The sequence below is a fragment of the Streptomyces sp. NPDC054770 genome, from assembly GCF_053611985.1.
This window is the reverse complement of record NZ_JBSHBL010000009.1, coordinates 135,792-159,631: the sequence shown is the minus strand read 5'-3', so window position 1 is coordinate 159,631 and position 23,840 is coordinate 135,792. Positions and strand designations below refer to the sequence as shown.

At 72.2% G+C, this 23,840-nt stretch carries 20 protein-coding genes; 9 read left to right on the top strand and 11 right to left on the bottom strand.

The genetic code is table 11. The features are described from left to right. Positions 1–52: 52 nt before the first annotated feature. Positions 53–1,750: a DUF2264 domain-containing protein gene (locus ACWGKQ_RS11425; protein ID WP_453291664.1), complete on the top strand. Its 1,698-nt coding sequence runs from the start codon at positions 53–55 to the stop codon at positions 1,748–1,750. A 24-nt stretch (positions 1,751–1,774) separates the two neighbouring features. Further along, positions 1,775–3,772 (top strand): PE-PGRS family protein, encoded by a 1,998-nt coding sequence (locus ACWGKQ_RS11420; RefSeq protein ID WP_453291663.1) that lies wholly within the window; start codon positions 1,775–1,777, stop codon positions 3,770–3,772. On the opposite strand, the gene ACWGKQ_RS11415 is transcribed toward ACWGKQ_RS11420, so the two are convergent. From ACWGKQ_RS11415 to ACWGKQ_RS11405, 3 genes are read right to left on the bottom strand one after another with little or no spacing between them, the layout of a single operon-like run. Beyond that, the gene (locus ACWGKQ_RS11415) at positions 3,762–5,144 is read right to left on the bottom strand and encodes a hypothetical protein (RefSeq protein ID WP_453291662.1); all 1,383 of its coding nucleotides are present in this window, start codon (positions 5,142–5,144) and stop codon (positions 3,762–3,764) included. The genes ACWGKQ_RS11420 and ACWGKQ_RS11415 overlap by 11 nt on opposite strands. 37 nt (positions 5,145–5,181) lie before the next feature. Then, positions 5,182–5,868: an alpha/beta fold hydrolase gene (locus ACWGKQ_RS11410; protein ID WP_453291661.1), complete on the bottom strand. Its 687-nt coding sequence runs from the start codon at positions 5,866–5,868 to the stop codon at positions 5,182–5,184. Beyond that, positions 5,861–6,451 (bottom strand): TetR/AcrR family transcriptional regulator, encoded by a 591-nt coding sequence (locus ACWGKQ_RS11405; protein WP_453291660.1) that lies wholly within the window; start codon positions 6,449–6,451, stop codon positions 5,861–5,863. The genes ACWGKQ_RS11410 and ACWGKQ_RS11405 overlap by 8 nt, the downstream gene beginning before the upstream one ends. A 127-nt stretch (positions 6,452–6,578) precedes the next feature. Here ACWGKQ_RS11405 and ACWGKQ_RS11400 point away from each other — a divergent pair, with 127 nt between their 5' ends. Beyond that, on the top strand, positions 6,579–7,838 hold the full coding sequence (locus ACWGKQ_RS11400) for an MFS transporter (protein WP_453291659.1): 1,260 nt from the start codon (positions 6,579–6,581) through the stop codon (positions 7,836–7,838). 15 nt (positions 7,839–7,853) lie between these two features. Here ACWGKQ_RS11400 and ACWGKQ_RS11395 read toward each other — a convergent pair whose 3' ends face one another. From ACWGKQ_RS11395 to ACWGKQ_RS11375, 5 genes are all read right to left on the bottom strand, one after another. Continuing rightward, a complete protein-coding gene (locus ACWGKQ_RS11395; RefSeq protein WP_453291658.1) occupies positions 7,854–8,654 on the bottom strand; it encodes an ABC transporter permease in 801 nt (266 codons plus the stop codon). A 5-nt stretch (positions 8,655–8,659) separates the two neighbouring features. Beyond that, complete coding sequence (locus ACWGKQ_RS11390) at positions 8,660–9,466, bottom strand: ABC transporter permease (protein ID WP_453291657.1); 807 nt, start codon at positions 9,464–9,466, stop codon at positions 8,660–8,662. Continuing rightward, positions 9,466–10,473 (bottom strand): ABC transporter ATP-binding protein, encoded by a 1,008-nt coding sequence (locus ACWGKQ_RS11385; protein WP_453291656.1) that lies wholly within the window; start codon positions 10,471–10,473, stop codon positions 9,466–9,468. The genes ACWGKQ_RS11390 and ACWGKQ_RS11385 overlap by 1 nt, the downstream gene beginning before the upstream one ends. 139 nt (positions 10,474–10,612) lie before the next feature. Continuing rightward, complete coding sequence (locus tag ACWGKQ_RS11380; RefSeq protein ID WP_453291655.1) at positions 10,613–11,848, bottom strand: ROK family transcriptional regulator; 1,236 nt, start codon at positions 11,846–11,848, stop codon at positions 10,613–10,615. 90 nt (positions 11,849–11,938) lie between these two features. Continuing rightward, positions 11,939–13,192, bottom strand: coding sequence for an FAD-binding protein (locus ACWGKQ_RS11375; protein ID WP_453291654.1), 1,254 nt, complete (start codon positions 13,190–13,192; stop codon positions 11,939–11,941). A gap of 162 nt (positions 13,193–13,354) precedes the next feature. On the opposite strand from ACWGKQ_RS11375, the gene ACWGKQ_RS11370 reads away from it, so the two are divergent. The 5 genes from ACWGKQ_RS11370 to ACWGKQ_RS11350 all read left to right on the top strand — a co-directional run bounded on the left by ACWGKQ_RS11370 (position 13,355) and on the right by ACWGKQ_RS11350 (position 19,484). Continuing rightward, entirely contained in the window at positions 13,355–14,362 is a 1,008-nt protein-coding gene (locus ACWGKQ_RS11370; RefSeq protein WP_453291653.1) for a hydroxyacid dehydrogenase, read from the top strand. 50 nt (positions 14,363–14,412) lie between these two features. Beyond that, positions 14,413–15,501, top strand: coding sequence for a LacI family DNA-binding transcriptional regulator (locus tag ACWGKQ_RS11365; RefSeq protein WP_453291652.1), 1,089 nt, complete (start codon positions 14,413–14,415; stop codon positions 15,499–15,501). 118 nt (positions 15,502–15,619) lie between these two features. Beyond that, positions 15,620–16,294, top strand: coding sequence for a pyridoxamine 5'-phosphate oxidase family protein (locus ACWGKQ_RS11360; RefSeq protein ID WP_453291651.1), 675 nt, complete (start codon positions 15,620–15,622; stop codon positions 16,292–16,294). A 58-nt stretch (positions 16,295–16,352) separates the two neighbouring features. Further along, positions 16,353–17,672, top strand: a complete 1,320-nt coding sequence (locus ACWGKQ_RS11355; protein WP_453291650.1) for a radical SAM protein — start codon at positions 16,353–16,355, stop codon at positions 17,670–17,672. 300 nt (positions 17,673–17,972) lie between these two features. Continuing rightward, positions 17,973–19,484 (top strand): cellulose binding domain-containing protein, encoded by a 1,512-nt coding sequence (locus ACWGKQ_RS11350; protein WP_453291649.1) that lies wholly within the window; start codon positions 17,973–17,975, stop codon positions 19,482–19,484. A gap of 107 nt (positions 19,485–19,591) precedes the next feature. Here the strand turns inward: ACWGKQ_RS11350 and ACWGKQ_RS11345 are convergent, their stop codons facing one another. From ACWGKQ_RS11345 to ACWGKQ_RS11335, 3 genes are read right to left on the bottom strand one after another with little or no spacing between them, the layout of a single operon-like run. Further along, positions 19,592–20,596, bottom strand: a complete 1,005-nt coding sequence (locus ACWGKQ_RS11345; protein ID WP_453291648.1) for an ABC transporter substrate-binding protein — start codon at positions 20,594–20,596, stop codon at positions 19,592–19,594. 17 nt (positions 20,597–20,613) lie between these two features. After that, the gene (locus ACWGKQ_RS11340) at positions 20,614–21,648 is read right to left on the bottom strand and encodes an ABC transporter permease (RefSeq protein WP_453291647.1); all 1,035 of its coding nucleotides are present in this window, start codon (positions 21,646–21,648) and stop codon (positions 20,614–20,616) included. Continuing rightward, positions 21,645–22,439 (bottom strand): ATP-binding cassette domain-containing protein, encoded by a 795-nt coding sequence (locus ACWGKQ_RS11335; RefSeq protein ID WP_453291646.1) that lies wholly within the window; start codon positions 22,437–22,439, stop codon positions 21,645–21,647. Before ACWGKQ_RS11335 ends, ACWGKQ_RS11340 begins: the two co-directional genes overlap by 4 nt. 201 nt (positions 22,440–22,640) lie before the next feature. Between ACWGKQ_RS11335 and ACWGKQ_RS11330 the strand changes: the two genes are divergently transcribed. Next, complete coding sequence (locus ACWGKQ_RS11330) at positions 22,641–23,651, top strand: LacI family DNA-binding transcriptional regulator (protein WP_453291645.1); 1,011 nt, start codon at positions 22,641–22,643, stop codon at positions 23,649–23,651. Positions 23,652–23,840 lie beyond the last annotated feature (189 nt).

Sequence of the window (23,840 nt, the reverse complement as noted above, 5' to 3'; positions counted from 1 at the left end):
CAGGTTCCAGCAGTACGAGTGCTTCGAACGGGATGAACGAGAAAGACTCTTGATGCAGCTGCCTCCCGAGGACCGCCGTCCCAGCCCGCGCACCGGCTACACCCGCTCCCACTGGGAGGCCGCGGCCGACGCGCTGCTCGCCGCCGTGGAGCCGTACGCCACCCCGGACCGCGCCCTCTACCACCTGCCCGGCGACCACCAGAGCTGGTCGGGTCACCTCTCCGACGGCCTGGAGGGCTACGCCCGCACCCTGCTCCTCGCCGCCTTCCGCCGCGACGAGACCGCGCTCCAGCGATACGCGGACGGACTCGCGGCCGGCGTGTCCGGCGTCTGGCCGCGCATCGAGGACCGCAGCCAGCCGCTGGTCGAAGCCGCCTCGATCGCCCTCGCCCTGCGCCTGACCCGCCCCCTGCTGTGGGACCGGCTCGACGACGCCGTACGGCAGCGCGCCGCGGCCTGGCTCGCCGACGCGCTGACCGCCGAACCCTGGCCCTGCAACTGGGAGTTGTTCCCGGTCACGGTCGGCGGCTTCCTGGCCGAGGTCGGCCATCGGCCCGAGGCCGCCCAGCAGGCGATCGACCACGGCCTGGCCCGTATCGAGGAGTGGTACGTCGGCGACGGCTGGTACACGGACGGCGACGGCCGCAAGTTCGACTACTACAACGGCTGGGCGATGCACCTCTATCCGGTGCTGCACGCCTGGCTGGCCGGTGACGAGAAGCTGCTGGACCTGTACGGCGGCCGGCTGGAACGCCATCTCGCCGACTACGCCCGCCTGTTCGGCGGCGACGGCGCCCCCATGCACCAGGGCCGCTCCCTGACGTACCGCTTCGCGACCACCGCCCCGCTGTGGCTGGGCGCGCTCACGGGCCGCACCCCCCTGCTCCCCGGGGAGACCCGCCGACTGGCCTCCGGAGCACTGAGGTACTTCCTCGACCGGGACGCGCTGGACGACCGGGACCTGCTGACCCTCGGCTGGCACGGCCCCGACCCCGCCGTCCTGCAGGGCTATTCGGGCCCCGCCTCCCCGTACTGGGCGAGCAAGGGCTTCCTCGGCCTGCTGCTCCCGCCGGAGCACGAGGTGTGGACGGCCCATGAGGAACCGGCCCCCGCGGAACGCGCCGACGCCCTCACCCCGATCGCTCCGGCCAACTGGCTGCTCCAGTCCACGAGTTCGGACGGGATCGTGCGCCTCCACAACCACGGCAGCGAGGACGTCCGCTACGACCCCTACTACACCCGCCTCGGCTACTCGACCGTGACCGGGCCCTCGGCGTCGTACGACAACAGCGTGATCGTCGGCGGTGACCCGAGCCGCACGGGGATCGAGCCGCTGGGCGTGGGGGAGGGGTGGGCGGCGTCGCGGCACTCGGCCGGTGGGCGCGCCCGGGTGACGAGCGTCGTGCTCGCGCAGGGCGCCGTGGAGGTGCGCGCCTTCCGGGTGACGGGGGCGGCGGCCGGGGCTCCGGTGCGGGTGACCGGGTGGGCGGCACCGGAGGGGCTGCGGGCCGAACTGCAGCCCGCCGTGGGCCTGGACGACGCGCTGACCGGGGTCACGGGGGAGGGCCCGACCCTGTTCGTCGCGCTGAGCCGCCTCACCGGCGCGGCGGACGCCGAACCGTTGGGGGAGACGGTGACCGTACGCGCCGAGGGCGACCGGGAGCTGACGGTGCTGTGGAGCGGCGGTCACGGGCTCCGGGTCCGGTGGCAGGAGTCCGGAGTGGAAGTGGAGCGCACCGCCCAGGGCTGAGCCGCTTCCGCCATCATGTGGATCATGGGGTGGAGAGACGAACTCGTCGAACTGCTGGGCCGGGCCGGGCTGGAGCTCGCCGGGGAGCCGTGTGTCGAGGATGTGGTGCCGCCGCCGGTGGCGTGGCGCCATGTGATCGCGTGGGAGGCGCGGCCGACCGGGGAGGTCGCGTTCGACCACCCCGACGCCGTCGCCGAACTCAACGCGCAGTGGCACCGGTTGGCGTCCGAGAGGGGCATCCTCGGCAAGGACGGGGTGTTCCTCGTCTCCTTCCACGGCAACCCGCACCGGGGCTGGACACGGGTCCGGCTCAGCGACGGCTGGGACCTCGCCGGAGTGCTCGGCGAGCGGCCGGGGCGGCCGGAGTTCGCGACGCTCTCCCTGGACGGGGACGCCCTGGTGGGTGCCACGACCGAGGAGTACACGGTCTGGCTGGTCGCCGTCGACCGGATCAGGGAGCGGCAGGAGGAGAGTGCGCGGGCGGCCGCCGCGGAGACCGACGAGGGCCGGGCGGCCGCCTGGGAGGCGCTGTTCCGGGGACCTGGGCCCACGCAGAAGCTGCTGGGCGCCTGGGCGCTCGGTCTCTCGCTCAACCCGGCCCTCCCGACGGACCTGCGGCCCCTGCTGCTGGGGAGGTCCCACCACGCCATGTACCGCGCCCTGCCGACGGACGTCGTGGACGCCCTGCTGACCCATCCGGACTGGAAGGTCCGGGGGTTCGCGGCCGAGGTCCAGCCGAACATCACCCCCGGGCAGTGGGCACGCGTGATCGCGGCCGAGCGGGACGAACGGCAGCGGTGGATCCTCGCCATGGTGGCCGCCGACCGCCGGGCCGAACTGCCCGAGGACACCTGCCGCGGACTGGCCGCGGATCCGTCCGCACGCGTGCGCTGCGAAGCCGTGCGCCTCAAGGATCTGCCTGCCACCGTGTCGGTCGCCCTGGCCACCACCGATGCCGACGGCGAGGTGCGGGCGGCTGCCTGCCGGCAGGTCTGGCCGCATCTCGACGCGGCGGCACGGGCGGCGCTCCTGGCGGACCCGCACGGCACGGTGCGGGAGCAGGCCCTGCTGCTGCACCACCGGGACCACCCGATGCCCCGGTCGGTGTACGAGTCCGGGGACATCAAGCGTGAGGCGCTGGAGAGCTGCCTGCTGGAGCGCGGTCTCGCGGAACACCTGGCACGGCACGGGGACGTGGCCGAGCGCGGTTCCCTCGCCCTGAACCCGCGGCTGGACGCCGACCTGGTCGCCCTGCTGGCCGGGGATCCCGACGCGGACGTCCGCCGGACGGTGTCCGTCCGCGCCGACCTCACCGAGGAACAACGCGCGGCCATTCCCGTCGACTTCGATTCGCACGGTCGCCGTCACGCACTCCAGTGGGTCGTGGCGCTCCACGACGACCCCGAGGCCATGCGCCGTCTGGCCGCCTCCACCCATCCCCTCGTCCGCCGAAGCGTCGCCCGAGCCCGGCATCTCCCGCCGGACGTCGTCGCCCGGCTCGCCGACGACGAGGATCGGGTCGTACAGCTCTTCCTCGCCGAGTCCTGCGACGACGCGCCCGCCGAGATGCTGCTGCGGGTGTGGCGGTGGTGGACCGGCAGCCTGACCCACCCCGACCGTCCGCGCGGCCACCCCAACTTCCCCCGCCAGGGCCTTGTGCGCCACGCGGACGACCCGAGCCCGCGCATGCGTCGACTCGCCCTGGACGACCCCGAGTCGACGCCCGGCCTGGTGGAACGGCTCAGCCGCGACCCCAGTGACGAAGTGCGGCGCCGGGCCGCGACCGACCCCCGGTTGTCCGCCGTCGCCGCCGCGCGGTTGCTGGAGGACCCCCACGACCACGTTCGGCGCGCCGCCGCCGTCCACCCTCACCTGCCGGCAGGACTGCTGACGCAGTTGCTGCGGCGCTCCGACACCGCCGAAGACGCCGCCCGCAACCCGGCGCTGCCCGTCGAGGTCATGCGCCGGATGGCCGAGTCGCTCGGCACCGAAGGGGGGACGGCGGCGTCCGTCACGGCGTGAGGCGGGCGATCCGCAGCGTCGTCGTGGTCGGCGACGCCCCGCTGAGCGGGCTGCCGTAGGACGGGGTGACGGGCGCGTAGGCCCAGCTGAGGGAGCCGTCCTTGAGGACCGCGATGTCACCGGTGAACCGCGCGCTCACCACCTTGTCGGCGCTGACGGAGGTGCCGTTCCAGTCGACCAGCCGCAGGTGGGTGCCGGTGAAGGTGCCGGTGCAGGTGCCGGCCGAGCACTTGGCGTTCTTCAGGGACTCCCAGGAGACCAGGAGTTTGTCCTTGCCGTAGGGCGCGAGGTGCACGTCGACGTTTTCGACGGTCTTGGCGCTGGTGAGGTAGATCGCCTTGCCGGGGCCGGAGTTGCGGTTCTTCAGGAACGCGATCGCGACCTGGTGGGTGGCGGTCTTCGGGGTGACCGTCCAGCCGCGGCCGCTGCTGTCGTCCGGGTTCTTCTTCGCGGCGGCCGCGCCCCGGGAGGCGAACGCGGTCGCATACCTGCCGGTCGAGGACTTGACCAGGTCGCCGGTGCGGCCGGGGAAGGTACCACCGCAGTACCCTGCCCAGCACTGCTCCCGCTGGACGACCGGGGCCACGTCCGGGGCGCCGATGCCGGTGGAGACGAACAGGCCCGAGCGCCAGTCGTCGAAGCAGAGCGAGGTGAAGGCGCCGGAGGTCTCGGCGTGCAGGGCGATGCCCTCGTTGTGGCTGCACCCCCAACTCCAGCCGCCGCTCAGCTTCTTGCCCCCCGCGCTGAGGTACGACAGCTTGTCGCCGAAGTGCCCGTCGGCGAAGCCGCCCGCGCCGTGCACCACGAAGTAGGCGCCGTACTTGGAGCCGTTCCAGGTGAGCTGCCCGTCGAGGGTGGGGGAGGTGTCGTGGGAGGCGGTGCCGGTGAGCTTGGTGGTCCAGGTCCGCTTGCCGCCCGTGTAGCGCACGATCGCCGCCGCGGTCTCCTTCCACTTGTTGGTGTCGGCGACCCGGGTGAGCAGCGCGAAACCGTTGTCGTGGGCGACCAGACCGCCCACTTCCTTCGTGCCCTTGACGACCGTGTCGGCGCCGGACCGCTTGCCTGCCGCGGTCAGCGGGGTGACGTGCACGCCGTCGGCGGCGGGCCAGGCGACGCGGATGGTGCCGTCGGGGGCGACGGCGGTGGCGGTGCGGTTCCACTCCCGGGTGTCGTTGTAACCCGCCGAGAGATAGGGGAACTTGGCGCCGAGGCTCACCGCCGTGGACGTGATCTTCAGGTCCGGGGTCGTGGCCGCGCCGGCGGTGGCGTACCAGGTGCCGGCCAGCAGCCCGCCGACCGCGAGCACGCCGATCACGGGCTTGCGGAAGACGCGCACGCGGCGGTGTCCTGTGGTGCGTGGTGCAGATGTCATGTCTGCTGGTCGCCGCCGGTCCCCGGAAGGTTGCCCCCTACCCGGTCGCGAGCAGCGTCTCGGTGACCCGGTCCGCGAACGCGACGGGGTGCTCAAGGGTTCCCAGATGCCCGCCCGGGACCTCGATGAAGGCGCCGCCGGTGTGCTCGGCGGTGAACTCCGCCGCCTCGTAGAGGAGTTGGCCTCGCGAATCGGTTCCGGCAGCCACCGTGAGGCGGGGCAGGCCGGCCGCCGGCCGGTAGGCGGAGAACGGGCGCAGGACATGGGCGAGGAAGACCGAGAAAGGGGTCGGCTCGCCGGAGTCCCGGTGCCCGGCGCCGAGTTGCCCGATCAGCTCCGCCCGCAGCCGCTCCCCGTCCGGCAGCAGCGTGACACACGGGGGCTCGTGGGCGATGACGTGCCGGAGCCGGTCCGGGTGCCGGGCCAGCAGATCGAGGGCGGTGATACCGCCGGTGCTGGTGCCGAAGACGTACGCCGACTCGCCCGGCACCAGCACCTCCTCCAGTACTTGGTGCGCGCCCTGGCTCCAGTCCGCCACATGCTGGTCGGCGACGGGTTCGCCCAGGCGGCCGTGGGCGAGGCCCAGCGGGTCGTAGGTCACGACCGTGAAGCGCGCGGCGAGGCGTTCCGTGAGCGGGGCCAGGCCCATGGGGTGCCCGGCTCCGCCCGGGAGCACGAGCAGCACGGGGCCGCTGCCGGTGACGTCGTAGTACAGGTCAGACATGGTGGTCGGTCTCCTCGCGGGGCCAGTTCTCGAGTGCGATGTGCAGGGCGTCGACCGCCCGGTCCCAGGAGGCGCGGACATCGCGCGGAGCGTTGAAGCCGCCCGAGGCCTCCAGGGCGCAGTAGCCGTGGAAGGTGGCGCGCAACAGGCGTACGGCGTCGGTCAGATCGGGTTCGGCCAGGCCGTAGCCGCGCAGCATGCCGTAAGTGATCTCGACGGTCCGGCGCATGGCGGGGGCGTCGGCGTCGACGAGGGCGGGATCGATCCGGATCTGGGTGGCCGCGTACCGTCCGGGACGTTCGAGGGCGTACGCGCGGTAGGCGTCGGCGTAGGCGGCCAGCGCGTCCCGCCCGGACCGCCCGGCCACGGCGACGCCGATCCGGTCGATCATCTCGCCGCCCGCGAGCAGTGCGAGCCGGTGGCGCAGGTCCTGCAGGCTCCGGACATGTGTGTAGAGACTGGCGTCCCGCACCCCGAAGCGGCGCGCCAGCGCGGACAGCGAGACCTGCTCGAACCCGACCTCGTCGGCCAACTCGGCCGCCGCCGCGACCAGTCGGTCGGCGGTGATTCCGGCACGGACCATGCGATGCCTCCCCTGGGGTTCCTAGCCAGGATCCTAGGAGCTCTAGGTTTTGGCCGTCATGCGATTTATCGGGGCGCACCCGGCCGGGGCACCGGCATAGGGTTGCCCGGAGACGGAAGGGAGAGCTGTGGCGAACGGGGCGCGGCGCGTGGCGCGGGCGGCACGGCAGCGGACGGCCGACGGTCAACCGCTCTGGATCCAGCGGGACTTCGGGCTCTTCTGGCTCGCCCAGACCCTCTCCTTCCTCGGTGACTCGTTCAGCCTGATCGCACTGCCCCTGCTGGTCCTCCAGGCGACCGGCTCGGTGGCCCGGATGGGCCTGCTCACCGGAGTCGGCGGGGCCGCGATGGTGCTGGCGGCGGTCTTCGCGGGCGTCGTCGTGGACCGGGTCGACCGGCGCAGGCTCCTCATCGCCTGCGACCTGGTCCGGATGGTCCTCTACGGCCTGGTCCCGCTCGTCTGGCTCGCCGGGCCGCAGCTCTGGCTGCTGTACGTGGTGCTGCCGCTGTGCGAGGCCGTCGGCATGGTCTTCGCCGTCGGATACGTCACCGTCGTCCGCGGACTCGTCGGGCCCGGCCGACTCACCGAGGCCAACGGCCGGTTGAACGCCACCGCGGCCGCGGCCGGCGTGCTGGGACCGCTCGGCGCGGGCCTGGTGGCCGCCCGGACCGGGCCCGCCGACGCGGTGGCCGTGGACGCGGCCAGCTACGCGGTCTCGGCGGGCTGTCTCCTCTTCGTGCGCGTCCGGGAGCGCGCCGCGGACGACCGGCCGGTCAAGGACACGGGGCTGTGGCGGGACCTGCGCACCGGGCTCTCGTACCTGGTCCGCCACCCCGTCCTGCGCTCGCTCGCCGGTCTGCTCGCCGTGTTCAGCTTCCTCAGCCTCGGCATCACCGACCTGATCATCTACCACCTCAAGCACGATCTCGGCCACGACGACGGCACGGTGGGGACGGTGCTGGCCGTCGGCGCGGTGGGCACGATCGCCGGGGCGCTGCTGGTCGCCCGGATCCGGCGGCGGCTGGGCTTCGGGCCCACCTGGATCGTCTCCACCGCGGTGTGCGGACTGGCCTTCGCCGGGCTCGGCCGGGCGCACACGGTCCCCGCCGTGGCCGTCCTGAGCGCGGTCTACCTGGCCTGCGTGGGCATGGCGGGCACCTGTTCCATGTCACTGCGTCAGGAGATCACCCCCGAACCCCTCCTGGGCCGGGTCACCTCCGCCTACTGGACCCTTCAGTACTCGGTCGCCCCGGTCGGCGCGGCCGTGCTCACCTGGGCCGCCGAACAGTACGGCACCGCCCCCGTGGCCGCCGTGGCCGGAGCCTGCTGCACCCTCGTCGCCCTCGCCGGCCTGTGCACCCCGGTCCGCGGCGCGCGGCACGGCTGACGCGCAGGCGGAACGTCAGCCGTTCACCCCCGTGTAGTGCCCCAGTGCCCACCGCCACAGCCAACGGGCGGCGAGGTAGGCGAGCAGGCCCAGGAAGGGCGAGGCGGCGGCCAGCCAGTAGGGGGCGCCGGTGGAGTGGCCGTGGCCGGTGAGGACGGCCGCCGGGAAGTAGGCGACGAACGCGAGCGGAAGGCCGTAGGTGAGGAAGCCGCCGACCGCCCTCGGCAGGACGTTGAGGGGGTAGCTGCCGAAGGTGCCGAGGAGGTCCTCCAGCCAGCGCCCCCAGTAGTCGGCGGCCGGGAAGCGCAGCGAGGCCGAGGCCACGACGGTGAAGAGGGCGGCCTCCAGGAACATGCCGCCGAGCACCGCGGCGACCAGGTACCCGATCCGGCCCGGCGTCCAGTCCAGGTGGCTGCGGCCGATCGCGCCCGCCATCAGGCCCACCGCCACCGTGAGGTCGCCGATGGCGTTGGTGGGGAAGTGCTCCAGCTGGACCTGGCGGTAGACCGGCATCGGGCGGAGCAGGTACGCGTCGATCTTGCCCTCCTGGATGTGCCGGCCCAGGCCGTGCACCCGGCCCAGGAAGAGCACGAACAGGCCGTGGGCGAGCATCCGGGTCGCCGGGATGAGCAGCACGTCCGAGCTGTCCCAGCCGCCCATCCCGGCGAACCGGGTCAGCAGCACGGTCGCGAACACGATCACCGACACCTGCCAGACCGCGCCGATCGCGATCATCATCAGGAACTCGGTGCGGTACTCCAGCTGGGCACGGAAGTTGAGCTGGGTGACCCGCCAGACGATGCGTACGGCGTTCATGGGACTCAGCCTCCCTGGGAGACGACGCGACGGGCGGCGCGCCGCCACAGGAACCGGGTGAGGAAACGCAGTGCCACCAGCCAGGCCGCCTGGACACCGAGCTGGAAGCCCGCGTCGGACAGCGGGATACGGCCCACGTACAGCGACAGCGGCACGTTGAGCGTGGCCTGGAACGGCAGGAAGGAGCTGAGGGTCAGGAACCAGTGCGGGAAGAACCACAGCGGCGCGTACACCCCTGACATCAGGTTCTGCGCGAAGACCAGGATCAGCAGGGCGGCCGTGTTGCGCAGCGTCCAGAAGCACAACTGGTCGATGAGCAGCATCACGTAGTGCAGGACCCACTGGCCGAGGAGCAGGCTGAGTGCGAACACGCCCGCCACGGCCGCCGACTCGGGAGGTACCACCACCCCGGCCGCCAGACAGATCGCGTACCCCGCCAACGCCCAGGCGAAGCCGTACAGTTGCTCGCCCAGAGCGCGCAGGGCGTAGTAGCGGTGCGGGGCGAGCGGGCGCAGATACCAGTAGACGATGGTGCCGTAGTACATGTGCTGCACGACCGTGTCCCGGGCCGCGTACTGGTCCAGCTCCCGCAGCCGGGAGGCGAGTACGGCCAGCACGGCGAAGGTGACCGCCTGGTCCCGGGAGAGCCCGGCGGTGGTGCCGGTCTGGGCGTACAGGCCGTGCCACAGGGACGCGACCAGCACCACCTGCACGGTCAGCCGCAGCAGTGCGGCGGTGATGCGGGGCGGGGTGTACAGCTCGCCGAGCGGGGTGACCCGGGCGGCGCGCCAGGCGTAGGTCAGGGTCGTCATCACGCGGCCTCGGCCCTGGTCCTGGCCTCGGCGTAGGCCGCGCGCATCACGTCCTCCAGGTCCGCCTCGTCCACCGCCACGCCGGTCACCTCGTACCGCTCGATGACCAGCTTCAGTGCCTGGTGGACGGTGGGCGCGGCCGGACCGTCCGGGCCGAACACCACCTGGGGCCCGTCATGGCTCACCAGCACGATGCCCGGCAGCGGGCCGACAGGGGTGTGCGGGTCGGCGAGCGTGGCCCGCACCTGCCAGGTGGAGCCGAAGTCCCGGCGGACCTCGTCCAGGGTGCCGTCGAGCACCAGCCGGCCGTGGTTGACCAGCACCACCCGCTCGGCGAGCCGTTCCACCTCGGTCATGTCGTGGGTGGTCAGCAGCACCGTACGGCCGCGCTCGGCGACCTGGTACCGCAGGAACTCGCGGACCTGCTCCTTCACCACCACGTCCATGCCGATGGTCGGCTCGTCCAGGAAGACGACCGGCGGATCGTGCAGCAGGGCGGCGGCCAGGTCGCAGCGGACACGCTGGCCGAGCGAGAGGTGCCGCACCCGGGTGTCCCAGAACGCGGAGAGTTCCAGAAGGTCGTCGAACTCCCGCAGCCGCGCCGCGTGTTCGGCCTTCGGCACCTCGTAGATGTCCCGCAGGATCGCGAACGACTCCCGCACCGGCAGGTCCCACCACAGCTGGGTCCGCTGCCCGAACACCGCCCCGATGTTCCGGGCGTTGCGCTCCCGTTCCCGGTACGGCACCACGCCCGCGACCCGGGCCTCGCCGGAGGTCGGGGTGAGGATGCCGGTGAGAATCTTGATGGTGGTCGACTTGCCCGCGCCGTTCGGGCCGAGCAGGGCGAGGAGTTCACCCGGGGCGACGTCGAAGGAGATGTCGGAGACCGCGTGCTTCTCCACGCGCTCGGGGTTGACCAGGGATCGCAGGGCGCCCGCGAAACCCGGGCGCCGGACGGTGGTGTGGAAGGTGCGGGACAGGCCGCGGACCTCGATGTTTCCGGCCACGCTGGGGCCCCTCTCGTTCCGTGCACGACGTACGGCCGATCGGTTCGAGAGACCGACCGGCCGCGGATACGCCACGACGGTCGCAGAGCGCCGAGGAGCCCGGCAATGGATTAATCGACCCGCGATTTGGACTGTTCGATCACCGGGCGGCGGGCGCGGTGCGGCCCGGGCGGCCCCCGTTGCGCAGGCCCACCGACCGCAGCGCGCCCTCCAGCGCGAAGGTCGCCGCGCCCAGGCAGACCGGGTCGGTGGGGATGGGGGAGAGGACGATCTCGGTGGCGGCGAACGGCCGCCCGAGCGCATGCCGCCGGACCGCCTCCCGCACCTCCGCCAGCAGCGGTTCGCCGAGCCTGCGGGCCACCCAGCTGCTGAGCACGACCAGTTCGGGGTTGAGCAGGTTCACCAGGTTGGCGATACCGGCGCCGATGTAACGGGCCGTGTCCCGTACGACCTTGACCGCGACCGGATCACCGTCCGCCACGCCCCGGGCCAGCGCGTCCACCGTGGCCGTCTGGTCCTCCGGGTGCAGCAGCGGACTCTGCGGGCTCAACTCCCGCAGGTTCAGCATGATCCCCGGGGCGCCGACGTACGTCTCGACGCAGCCGTGGTTGCCGCAGTGGCACAGCCGCCCGTCGAGGACGAGCGTCGTGTGCCCCCACTCCCCGGCGCTGTTGCTGACCCCCCGGTGCAGGCCGCCGCCGAGTGCGAGCCCGGCGCCGACCCCGGTGCCCAGGTTCACCACCACGGTGTCCCCGCGCCCGCGCGCCGCCCCGAACCACTGCTCGGCCACCGCGCAGGCCCGCAGTGGGTTGTCCAGGTAGAGCGGATACGCGATGTGCTGGGACAGCAGGCGCAGCAACGGCACGTCGTGCCAGTCCCAGTTGGGCGCGTACTCGGCGACCCCGGTGGCCCGGTCCACCTGCCCCGGCACGCTCACCCCGACGCCCAGCACCCGCGCGCCCTCGATCCCGGCCTGCGCCACCACCGCGCCGACCGCCGCGGCCGCCTGGCCCACCACCTGCTCCGGCCGGTTCTCGCCGGGGCGCATGTCCTCCTCGGCGCGGGCCAGCACGTTCAGGGCGAGGTCGAACAGCTCGACGTGGACGTACGTCTCCGCGATGTCGACGCCGATCAGCGCGCCGCCCGAGGCGTTGACCGCGACGAGTCCGCGGGGGCGGCCGCCCGCGGAGTCCTCGAAGCCGACCTCCGTGATCATCCGCAGCTCCAGCAGCTCCCCGACGAGGGTGGCGACCGTGGCCAGACTCAGTCCGGTGACGGCCGCCAGTTCCTGCCGGGAGGTGGGAGACTCGGCGATGATGTGCCGCAGCACCTCGTAGCGGTTGGCGGTGCGGATGTCACGTGATGTGTGCTTCACGCGGCGCAAGGCTATGGCCTGGGAAGCGCTTTCGACAAGCCATTACATTAAGGGTTGGATTAAGTCCGTCGGTCGGTCCGGCCGGTCCGGTCATTCCCGCAGGACATCCGCCGCGAAGGGGTTCGTGAACTTCCCGTCGGGGTCGAGGTCCCGGGCCAGGGCGCGGAAGTCGCCGAGCCGCGGGTAGCGGCCGCGCAGCACCTCGCCGGGCACCGCGTACACCTTGCCCCAGTGCGGCCGCGGGTCGAACGGCTCCAGTGCCGCCTCCAGCCGGCGCACCACGGGCAGTACCGCCGCCAGGTCGTCCACCCAGGTGAAGTGCAGGGCGACGGAGTCGCGGCCGTGGGCGGGGCTGAGCCACTGCGGATCGGCGGCGACCGTCCGCACCTCGCAGGTCTGCAGGACGGGGGCGAGCGTCCGCCGGATCCCGTCGACGGCGTGCAGCGCGTCCACGGCCGCGTGCCTCGGCAGCAGGTACTCCGACTGGAGCTCGTCCCCGCTGCTCGGCGTGAACTCCGCCCGGAAGTGCGGCAGCCGCTCGTGCCAGGGCCCCGGCACCCCGAACTGCTGGGTGCAGTTGCCCGCGGGCATGCCCGGCACCGGGTGCATCGCCTCGGTCGCGGGCGCCGCCCACCCGAAGTCCACGGCCGGCCGGTCGGTGCGCCGCTTCACCCACACCTGCCGGAAGCCCGGCTCCCGCCAGTCGGTGAACAGGCTCACGCTGTAGGCGGCGCCGGACACTGCCGCGAAGTCCAGGCCGTCCAGTGGGAGTTCGGTGTATACAGTCTGCGCCATGTCATATGCCGCCTCCAGCTCCAGGGTGAGGGCGGTCACGGCACCCAGCGCGCCCAGCGACGTCACCGCACCGTCGAACCCCGCGTCCCCGCGCGCGATCCTCGCCGTCGAGCCGTCGGCGAGGACCAGCTCCACCTCCCGTACCGGCGCCGCCAGTGACCCGTTGGCCACGCCCGAGCCGTGGGTGCCGGTGGCGACCGAACCGGCCACCGAGATGTGCGGCAGCGAGGCCATGTTGGGCAGTGCGAGGCCCCGCGCGTGGACCGCGCGGGCCAGTTCGGCGTAGCGCACCCCGCCCGCGACCCGCACCGTACGGGCCCCGGTGTCCACCTCGACGGCCGGCGGCAGTCCGGCGATGGAGACCAGCACGCCCTCCGGGCCCGGATCGGCGATGCGGTTGAAGGAGTGCCCGCTGCCCAGCACCCGTACCCGCGCACTGCCGGCCACCAGCGACCGGAGCGCGTCGAGCGAGTGCGGGCGGTGGAACTCCTTCGCGGTGTACGTGATGTTGCGCGCCCAGTTGGTGACCGTCTGCGCCGGATCCGTCATCTGTGCCGTCCCATTCCTGTCGTCCTCGGAGGAGTGTCCGTCGTTCTCCGGGGAGTGTCCGTCCCCTCCGGGGAGTGCCTGTCCATTGACCCTCTCATTCGCCGAGACCTACGGTAGAGACCGGTTGCTATCCGCGCGTCACCGAGCCGGAAGGTCACTTCCTTGCCCGAGCGTCCCCAGGCACTGTTCGCCATGACGGCCCAGAACGTGCCGCACATCTTTCCGCCGGAGGTACTCGCGCGACTGTGCGAGTACGTAGAAATCGATCCCACTCTGGTGGTGCACGACTTCACCGATCCAGGGGTACGGGAGACGCTCGCCCGCACCGAGGTCCTGGTCACCGGCTGGGGCTGCCCGGTCCTGGACGCGGCCGCCCTGGACGCGGCGCCGAAACTGCGGGCGGTGCTGCACGCGGCCGGCTCGGTCAAGGGCTTCACCACGCCCGAGGTCTGGCGGCGCGGCATCGTGGTCTCCTCGGCCGCCGCCGCCAACGCGCTGCCGGTCGCCGAGTACACCCTCGCGATGATCCTGCTCGCCGGGAAGGACGTCTTCGCCTTCCGCGACCTGCTGCGCTCCCGCCGCACCTTCCCGTACGGCGACATCGTCCCCGGCATCGGCAACTTCCACCGCCGGGTCGGCATCGTCGGCGCCTCCCGCATCGGCCGCCGGCTCCTGGAACTCCTGCGCCCCTACGACCTGTCGGTCGGCCTCGCCGACCCCTACGTGGACGAGGCGGAGGCCGCCCGGCTCGGTGTGCCCCTGCTGCCCCTCGACGAGCTGCTGCGCACCTCGGACATCGTCACCGTGCACGCCCCGCAGACCCCGGAGACCCGGCATCTCCTCGGTGCCCGCGAACTCGCCCTGATGCCGGACGGATCGGTACTGATCAACACCGCGCGCGGTTCCCTCCTCGACCACGACGCCCTGATCGGGGAGCTGCGCACCGGCCGCCTGACCGCGATCCTCGACGTGACCGACCCCGAGCCGCTGCCCGCCGACTCCCCCCTCTTCGACCTCCCCAACGCCTTCCTCACCCCGCACCTGGCCGGCTCGCAGGGCAACGAGGTGGCGAGGCTCGGGCTCACCGTCGCTGAGGAAGCCGGGCGGCTGCTGGCCGGTGACGGTCTGCGGTACGCCGTCGACCAGGCGGTCCTGGAGCGGGCCGCGTGACGGCCCGTCCGCCGGGCGTCTCCGGCCGTCTCGTAGGGTGATCTGAACACATGACGAAGGGGAGCCGAGCGGTGGCGAAAAGGACGCAGCCGGCGCTGAACGGGGACGCCTCGACGGTTCGGGACGTGGCCGCGCGGGCGGGGGTCTCCGCGTCCACCGTCTCCCGGGTCCTCGGTGGCACCTACCCGGTCGCCGCCGCCACCCGCGCCAAGGTCCTCAAGGCGATGCGCGAGCTGGACTACGTGGTCAACGCGCACGCCCGCGCGCTCGGCGGTGCCACCAACAAGACGGTCGCCTTCGTGGTGGACGACGTCACCGGCCCGTTCTACGCGCACATCGCCCGCGGGGTCGAGGAGCAGGCCTCGGCGGAGGGCCGGCTGTGCATGCTCTGCACCACGCACGGGGACCCGCGGCGCATCCTGGCCGTCGTGGAGACCATGCGGGAGCAGCGGGCCGACGCGGTGATCGTGGTGGGCGGCGCCCTTCAGGACAAGGCCTACCACGACCGGATGACCCACTTCGCGCACGCCCTGGACCGGTCCGGCTCCCGGCTGGTCCTCGTCGGCCGCCCGCCGCTCGGCCCCGGCGTCCCGGCCACGGTCGTCGACTACGACAACGAGGGCGGCGCCTTCGCCCTCACCAGCCACCTCCTCTCCGGCGGCCACCGGCGCGTCGCCTACCTGGGCCGGGTCCCCGGCCTGTCCACCAGCGCCCAGCGCATCGCCGGCTTCACCCGCGCCCATGAACTCCTCGGCCTCACCCCCGACCCGGACCTGATCCTCGACGGCGTCTTCTCCCGCTCCTACGGCTACCAGGCGACCCGCGAAATCCTCGTCTCCGGGCGGGAGTTCACGGCGGTCTTCGCGGCCACCGACATGATCGCCACGGGCGTGATCCAGGCGGTACGGGAGTCCGGCCGCCGTATCCCCGACGACATCGCGGTGGCCGGCTACGACGACATCCCGGTCGCCCGGGACGTCTACCCGACGCTCACCACGGTCCACGTGCCCCAGGAGGAACTGGGCCGCGCCGCGGTCCGCCTCGCCCTGCACCGCGACGAGCTGCCGGACGGGCAGCATCTGGTACTCGGCACGCATGTGGTGCTGCGGGAGTCGACGCGACGGGCCGCCGACGGTTGAGCGGCCGAGCAGCCGAGCGGCCGGGGGAGATCTGCGGATTTCGTTGCCTTGCGCGCGGGCGATTGCCGTAATTGGCAATAGTGTGGCCATTTGGATGCGGTATCGGTAGCGTGCGGACATGGTCTCCGACTCGCTCTCCCCGCGCCTTCCCGTGACCGACCGCACCCGCCATCGCCGGCTGCGCGAGCAGGGCAGTCTCGACCGCGCCGAGCTGGAGGCGATCCTCGACGCCGGGTTCGTCTGTCATCTGGGGGTGGTGGTCGACGGGCGCCCGCTGGTCGTGCCGACGGTGTACGGGCGGGACGAGCGGCAGCTCTACCTGCACGGCTCGGTCGCCAGCCGCAGCCTCGCGGGCGGCACCCCGGTGTGCGTCACCGTGACCCACGTGGACGGCCTGGTGCTGGCGCGGTCCGTCTTCGAGCACGGTGTCAACTACCGCAGTGCGGTGGTGCACGGCACCGCCCGCAAGGTGACCGACCCCGAGGAGAAGCTCACGGGCCTGCGCCTGCTCTCCGAACACACGGCCCCGGGCCAGTGGTCGTACGCCCGCCGGCCCAGCCGCAGGGAGCTGGCCGCCACCACCCTCCTCGCCCTCTCCCTGGCGGAGGCCTCCGTGAAGATCCGCACCGGAGCGCCGGACGACGGCGACGGACCGGACGCGGAGCTGGGGCTGTGGGCCGGCGTCCTGCCGCTGAACTCGGCCTGGGGTGCGCCGGTGACGGACCCCATATTGCCCCCGAACACCCCCGTACCGGGACACATTGCGCGCCGTACGGGGACCCGGCACGGCTGACGGCCGGGCATGGGCATAACGTGAGGAGTCGAACGCCTGAGCCGGGAGGAGACACGGGATGGGCAGCCGTACCGCGCTGGTCGAGGATCTGATGGAGCGGTTTCCGCAGGTACCACGGGAAGCCGTCTTCAAGGAGGACCTGCTCCGGGGCGGTGTGGCCTTCGACCCGTCCGCGCTGAGCGACAACGAGGGCGGCGAGGTCAAGCCGAAGTCGTACTTCATCTTCTCCTTCGACCACGGCACCCTGCCCGAGCTGGGCGAGGCCGCGCTGCGCCGGCCCCCGGAGGAGATCATCCTCACCGGCGGGCCGTACGACCTGCGGCGGACCGTGGTGTCGGTGCGGGTGAACCCGGCCTCGCCGTACCGGGTGGCCGCCGACGGCGAAGGCGTGCTCGGGCTCTACCTCGACGGGAAGCGGATCGCCGACGTCGGGGTGCCGCCGATGCCGGAGTACTACCGGCACAAGCTCGCCAACGGGAAGTCCGTGATGGAGGTCGCCCCGACCATCCAGTGGGGCTACCTGATCTACCTCACCGTCTTCCGGGTCTGCCAGTACTTCGGCGCCAAGGAGGAGTGCCAGTACTGCGACATCAACCACAACTGGCGCCAGCACAAGGCGGCCGGGCGGCCGTACACGGGCGTGAAGGACGTCGAGGAGGTGCTGGAGGCGCTGGAGATCATCGACCGGTACGACACCGCGAAGGCCTCCACCGCCTACACCCTCACCGGCGGCGCGATCACCAAGACCGTCTCCGGGCGCGACGAGGCCGACTTCTACGGCCACTACGCCAAGGCCATCGAGGAGCGGTTCCCGGGGCGGTGGATCGGCAAGGTGGTCGCCCAGGCGCTGCCGAAGGACGACGTGCAGCGGTTCAAGGACTACGGGGTGCAGATCTACCACCCCAACTACGAGGTGTGGGACGAGTACCTCTTCAAGATGTACTGCCCGGGCAAGGAGCGGTACGTCGGCCGGGACGAGTGGCACAGGCGGATCCTGGACTCGGCCGAGATCTTCGGCGCCCGCAACGTGATCCCCAACTTCGTGGCCGGCGTGGAGATGGCCGAGCCCTTCGGCTTCAAGACGGTCGACGAGGCCATCGAGTCCACCACCGAGGGCCTGCGCTTCTTCATGTCGCACGGCATCACGCCCCGCTTCACCACCTGGTGCCCGGAGCCGACCACCCCGCTCGGCAAGGCCAACCCGCAGGGCGCCCCGCTGGAGTACCACATCCGGCTGCTCCAGGCCTACCGTCAGACGATGGAGGACTTCGGCCTCTCCTCCCCGCCCGGTTACGGCGAGCCCGGCCCCGGCCGCGCCGTCTTCTCCGTCAGCTCCTTCATGGACAGCCTGCCCGCGGAGGAGTCGACGAAGGTGTGACATCCGGCGGGTCGCAAGTGACTTTCGGGAACGGTGAGTCGAAACGCGGTCGCTGTCCGTACTAGAGGCCGGAGTTGTGGGGCACGGCGGACGGGCAGCCGGATGCAGCGGTTGACGTGACGCCGGGGACCGGTGGTACGGGTGACGGGGAGAATCCGTGGCACGACCACCGGTAACCGGTTATGAATATGCCGCTTGTCAGTTGTGCAGGGGACGTGAAAAACTCGGGCCCGCCGCGAGGTTCCCCCCAACTCCGTTGCCGATACGGTGAGTTGACCTTGCTCTGGATGCAGGAGACCCATGCCCGACCTGCCGACCCCTCAGGACGCCGCCGAGGCAGCGCTGTTCTCCGAATGCTGGGACGCAGTGCTCTCCTACGCCGACCTGTGCACGTCCGGCTCTCTGACGGCCAACCAACTGGCCACCGAGGCCTTCGCGCTCGGTATGCATGAGGCCCGTGACGCGGACTTCACATCGGTCCGCAGCACCGGACGGCGCGCCGCCCGGCTGCCGATGATCCCGCTGCTGCTCACCGCCGTGCGCAACACGGCGGCCGCCTGGGAAGCCGAAGGGCTGGGCCACAAGCTCGACCCGGACCTCAGGCTGTGGCTCAACTCCGAGAAGGCCGCGCGCTACACGGGTCTGCCGTTGCAGCGGCCCGTCGCGCTGCGCGGTCTGCGGGACATGCAGGAGGCGGACGCCGAACTGCTGTGGCTGGCCGAGGTGGAGGCGCTGCCGCTGCCCTCCGTGGCCCGCCGGCTCGGTCTCGACCCGGCCGTCGCCGCCCAGGAGCTGGACCAGGTGCGCGGACTCTTCCGCGACCGCTGCCACCGGGCTCACCTCGACACGCCCATGGCCGCCGAGTGCCGCAGCTACGCCCGGCTCCTCGACGCGGTCACCCGGTCCGCGGCGGCCGACACGCCCGAGGACCTCTCCCGGCACCTCGCCACCTGTGTGCAGTGCGCCGAGGCCGCCGCGTGTCTGCGGCTGCACGGCGGCGGACTGCCCGCGGCGCTCGCCGGCGGGGTCGTCGGCTGGGGCGGCCTCGCCTACCTGGAGCGCCGCCGCCGCGCCGCGGAGGTGCGGCTCGGTGCGGGCCGCCCGGCCACCGCCGACCACGACGGCGGCGACCCCAAGGAGGGCGGCGGCCGGGGCAAGGTGCTGCGGCACGGTCTGCTCGGTGCGGCGGTCCTGATCTCGCTGGTGGCACTCGGCGTGTCGATGATGCCGATGGGCGGCGGCTCCGGCGAGGACACGGCCGCCGCCTCCCACGACGACCGCCAGCCGGTCGCCGACCCCACCTCCGTCGTCCCGTCGGCCGACCCGACCCCCACGCATACCGCCGCCTCCGCCGCGCCCTCCTCCCCGGCGACCGCCGGGAAGCCGGCCCACGACAACCCCGACCCGGAGCCCCAGGGCACCTCCTCGGCCACGGCGAGCACCGGAGGCGGCGGCCACCACGCCACCGCCTCCGCCCGCCCCACCGCCTCCGCCGCGGCCGCCTGCCGGGTCTCCTACGACCTGGTCAACCAGTGGACCGACGGCTTCCAGTCCACCGTTACCGTCACCACCACCCAGGCGCTGACCGGATGGCGGGTCCAGTGGTCCTTCCGGGACGGCCAGAAGGTCACCCAGATGTGGGACGCGACCGTCAGCCAGAACGGCGGCGTGGTCACCGCCGACGCCGCCGACTACAACCAGTCGGTCGCCGCGGGCGGTTCCCTGTCCTTCGGCTTCCTCGGCACCTGGAGCGGCAGCAACTCGGCCCCGTACGCCTTCACGCTGAACGGCGAGTCCTGCTCGCTGAACTGAGCCGGGCAGCCGAGCCGCCCGCACACGACCGGCGGCCGGGGGGACCCAAGAGGGTGGGTCCGCCCGGCCGCTGATTGCTCGTCAGGAGCGTTCTCCGAGGACCTCGTTCAGCACTGCGACTTGTAGAAGTACTTGCTGACCGACGGCTCGTTCATGTTGTCCTTGGTGATGGCCACCATGTTGGTGCCGATCGACTTGCTGACCGACTTGCCCTCGAAGGCGTCGGCCAGCTGGTCCACCGCCTGCCGGCCGATCGCCGCCGGGTCCTGGGCGACCAGCACCTGGAGGGTGCCCGACTTCAGCGAGGCGATCTCGTCCGGCTCGGCGTCGAACGCGGCCACCTTCACCGCGCCCTCCTTGCCGGCCTGCTTGAGCCCGGTGGCGATGCCCTGACCGGTGTTGGTGTTGCCCGCGAACACCCCGCCGAGGTCCGGGTGGGCGGCGAGCGTCGACTGGATCTGGGAGGCCGCGGTGGCCGGCAGGTCGTTGTCGTAGAGCGTGGGCAGCACCTTGATGTTCGGGTACTTGGCCATCTCCTCGGTGAAGCCCTTGATCCGCGCGTCGGTCGTCGACACGCCGGGCTTGACGCTGATGACGATGACCGAGCCCTTCTCCTTCATCAGCTTGGCCAGCGCGTCGGCGGCGACCTGGCCGCCCTTCTCGTTGTCCGACGAGATCCGGGTGATGCCGATCGACGTGTCGGTCACCGTCGTGTCCACCAGCGCCACCTTGGTGCCCGCCGACTGGATCTGCTTGAGCGACGGCGTCAGCGCGCTGGTGTCGACCGGCGAGATCAGCAGCCCGTCCGGGCGCGCGGCGGCCACCGAGTCGAGCAGCGGCCGCTGCACCGACACGTCCCACTGCGCGGAACCGTCGGCCGTGAAGTCCATCCCCTTGGCCTTGGCCTCCGCCTGCGCGGCACAGGTCATGGTGATGTAGAAGGGGTCGCTCTTCACCCCGGTGATCAGCCGGACCTTCTTGCCCTTCGCGCTGCCCGAACTCCCCGAGCTGCCACCGTCGTTCGACGATCCGCACGCCGAGGCCCCCGCGCCGAGGGCCAGAACCGTGCCCACCGCGACCAGCAACCGGCGCCTGCTGCGAACGTTCCTCATCACAGATTCCTCCCTAGTCATGCGCGTTCCCTGGTCTTCCTGCGCAGCTGGTCGATGTAGACGGCCACCACCAGCACCACGCCCACCGCCACGTCCTGCCAGTACTGCTGGACGCCGATCACGATCAGGCCGGTGGTCAGCACCGCCGGGATGAACACGCCGATCACCGTGCCCAGCACCGAACCCCGCCCGCCGAACAGGCTGGTGCCGCCGAGGACCACCGCGGTGATCACCTTGAGGTTGTCGGTGGAGTGCCCGGCGATCGACGTCGTGCCGTACGAGGCCAGCCACATCACCGCGCCGAGCCCGGCCAGCAGCCCCATCAGCCCGTAGACCTTGACCAGTTGCCGGCCCACCGGAATGCCCGCCCGACGTACGGCGGTCGGGTTCGACCCGATCGCCAGGGTGTGCTCGCCGAACCGGGTGCCGGCCAGCACCGCACCGAAGATCGCGGTCACCACGGCCGCCAGGACCACCATCCAGGGGATGCCGAGCACCTTGCCGAAACCGAGGCTGTTCTGCAGGTGCGTGGAGGCCGCCCCGGCCGGGTCCTGGCCGCCGGTGGCGAGTTCGGCGATGCCCAGCGCCGCGCCGAGCCCGCCCAGCGTCACGATCAGCGGCGGCACCTTGCCGGTCGCCACCACCGCGCCCTGCAACGCGCCCCACGCCGTGCCCACCGCCAGCGCGATGACGGCGGAGAACGCGACCGTGCCCCAGCCCGAAGTCGCCCCGCCGTGATGGATGTTGTACTCGCCCGCCGCCACCGCGGCCAGCACCAGCACCGAGCCGATCGACAGGTCGATGCCCGCCGTGATGATCACGAAGGTCATGCCGACGCCGAGCACCAGGTAGATGGCCGCGTTCACGGCGATCTGGGTGATGTCGTACGTGGTGAAGAACTTGCCCGGCGCCGCGATGGTGAAGAACAGGACCAGCGCCACCAGGATGACAAAGGTCCACAGTTCGTTGAGGGTTGCCGCGCGGCGCACCCAGTCCGGCACCGCGGCCCGGCCGCCCACGGCCGCCGGGGCCTTCTCGCTCTGCGCCGTCATCGTGCGCCCTCCGCTTCCCCGGTCCCGGCCGGCTCGTCCAGCGAGCCGGTCATGGCCCCGACCAGTTCCTCGATCGTCGTGTCGGCGGCGGTGTACGACGCGACGCGCCGGCCCAGCCGCAGCACCTCCACCCGGTCCGCGACCGACAGCACCTCGGGCATGTTGTGGCTGATCAGCACGACGCAGATACCCTGGTCGGCGACCCTGCGGACGGTCTCCAGGACCCGGGCGCGCTGCACGACGCCCAGCGCGGCGGTCGGCTCGTCCATGAAGATGACCTTGTGGGCGAAGGCAACGGCCCGGGCGACCGCGACGGACTGCCGCTGACCGCCGGACAACGTTGTCACAGCGGCCGTCACATCCTTGAGCTCCACGCCCAGCTCGGCGAAGGCCTTGACCGCTTCCCGGCGCATGGTGGGCCGGTCGAGCACGCCGAGGCGCCCGAGCAGGCCCCCGCGCACGATCTCCCGGCCGAGGTAGAGGTTGGCCGCCGCGTCCAGGTCGGGCGCGAGCGACAGGTCCTGGTACACCGTCTCCACGCCGTGCCGCTGCGCGTCCATCGGACCGGAGAACCGCACCGGCGCGCCGTCCAGGCGGACCTCGCCGGCGTCGGGGGCGAGCACGCCCGACAGGACGTTCACCAGAGTGGACTTGCCGGCACCGTTGTCACCGATGAGGGCGACGACCTCGCCGGGGTATGCCGTGAAATCGGCGCCCGAGAGCGCCTGGACGTGGCCGAAACGTTTGACCACCCCATGTGCGGTGAGCAGAGGTTGCCTTGCAGAGGCCATGTTGTGCCTTCTGGTTGGTATCGTTAACAGCTTGGCTGATTCTTGGGGCGCCCACAGCGGGGTGTCAAGGGTGGTGCAGCCGGTCGCCGGGCGGGCTGGTCACGCCCTCATCTCCCGTTGTTCGCAGGGCCGTTGATACGCGTGCGAGTTGGTAACGTTAACGAGTCGACGCTCAAACGTGACGCAGCTGGAGGACGTGGCGTGGCAGCGACCCGGCCGACCATGAAGGACGTTGCCGCGGAAGCGGGCGTGAGCACGATGACGGTGTCCCGGGTCGTCAACGGCGATTCGGCCGTCGCCCCGCGGACCGCCGCGCGGGTGGAGGCCGCGGTCCGTAAACTCGGCTACCAACGTGACGACGTGGCACGGCAGTTGCGCCGCACCCATGAACTGAGCCAGATCATCGGCCTGTTGGTCGACGACGTGACCGATCCCTTCATGGCCGCGGTCGCCTCCGCCGCCGAGGACGTCGCCCGGCAGCGTGGCAGCATCATGCTCATCGGCTCCAGCCGCGCCGACCTGCGCCGCGAACGCGAGGTGATCGCCGCGTTCACCGCCCGCCGCGTCGACGGCCTGATCCTCACCCCGGCCGCCGGCAGCCACCGCTTCCTGCGTCCCGCCCAGGCGCAGGGCACGAAGATCGTCTGCGTGGACCGGGCGGCACCAGGCCTGGACGTGGACGCCGTGGTGGTCGACAACTTCGGCGCGGTGCGGGCGGCCGTGGCACAGCTGGCGGCACACGGCCACCGCAGGATCGCCTACCTCGGCGACACGCCGAGGATCTGGACGTTCGGCGAGCGGCGGCGGGGCTATCTGGCGGCGCTGGAGGCCGCGGGTATCGCCGCCGACCCGGCGCTGGTCAGGGACGGCGTGCGCAGTGGCCCGGAGGCGGCGGCCGCCGTCACCGGGATGCTGGCGCTGCCCGATCCGCCGACGGCCCTCCTGGCCGGCAACGAACTCCTCGCCTTCGGCGCCCTGACCGCGGCCCCCGCCGAACTGGCCTTCGTCGCCTTCGACGACTTCGCGCTGGCCGCGCGGCTGACCCCGCCCGTCACGGTGATCGCCCAGGACCCGGTGGCCCTCGCGACCAGCGCGGCACACCTGCTGTTCGCCCGGATCCACGGGGACGTCTCACCCCCGCGCACCGTGGTCATGCCGACCCGGCTGATCCGGCGGGGGTCGGGGGAGATACCCGGACCGTTCGCCGCGTAGCGGCGCGTGGCGCCGGGTGCCCAGTCTGAGCAGCGCGGGAGTCGGATCTCGGGTGCGGGCCGGCGGGGGCCGATCGCGCAGTTCCCCGCGCCCCTTCAGGGCGCGACAGTGCGCCGAGTTCGAAGCGCCCCGTGTTGAAGCCCCCCCTCCGCGGCGCCGGAGACATCGCGGCCCGCCCCCACGGCGCCG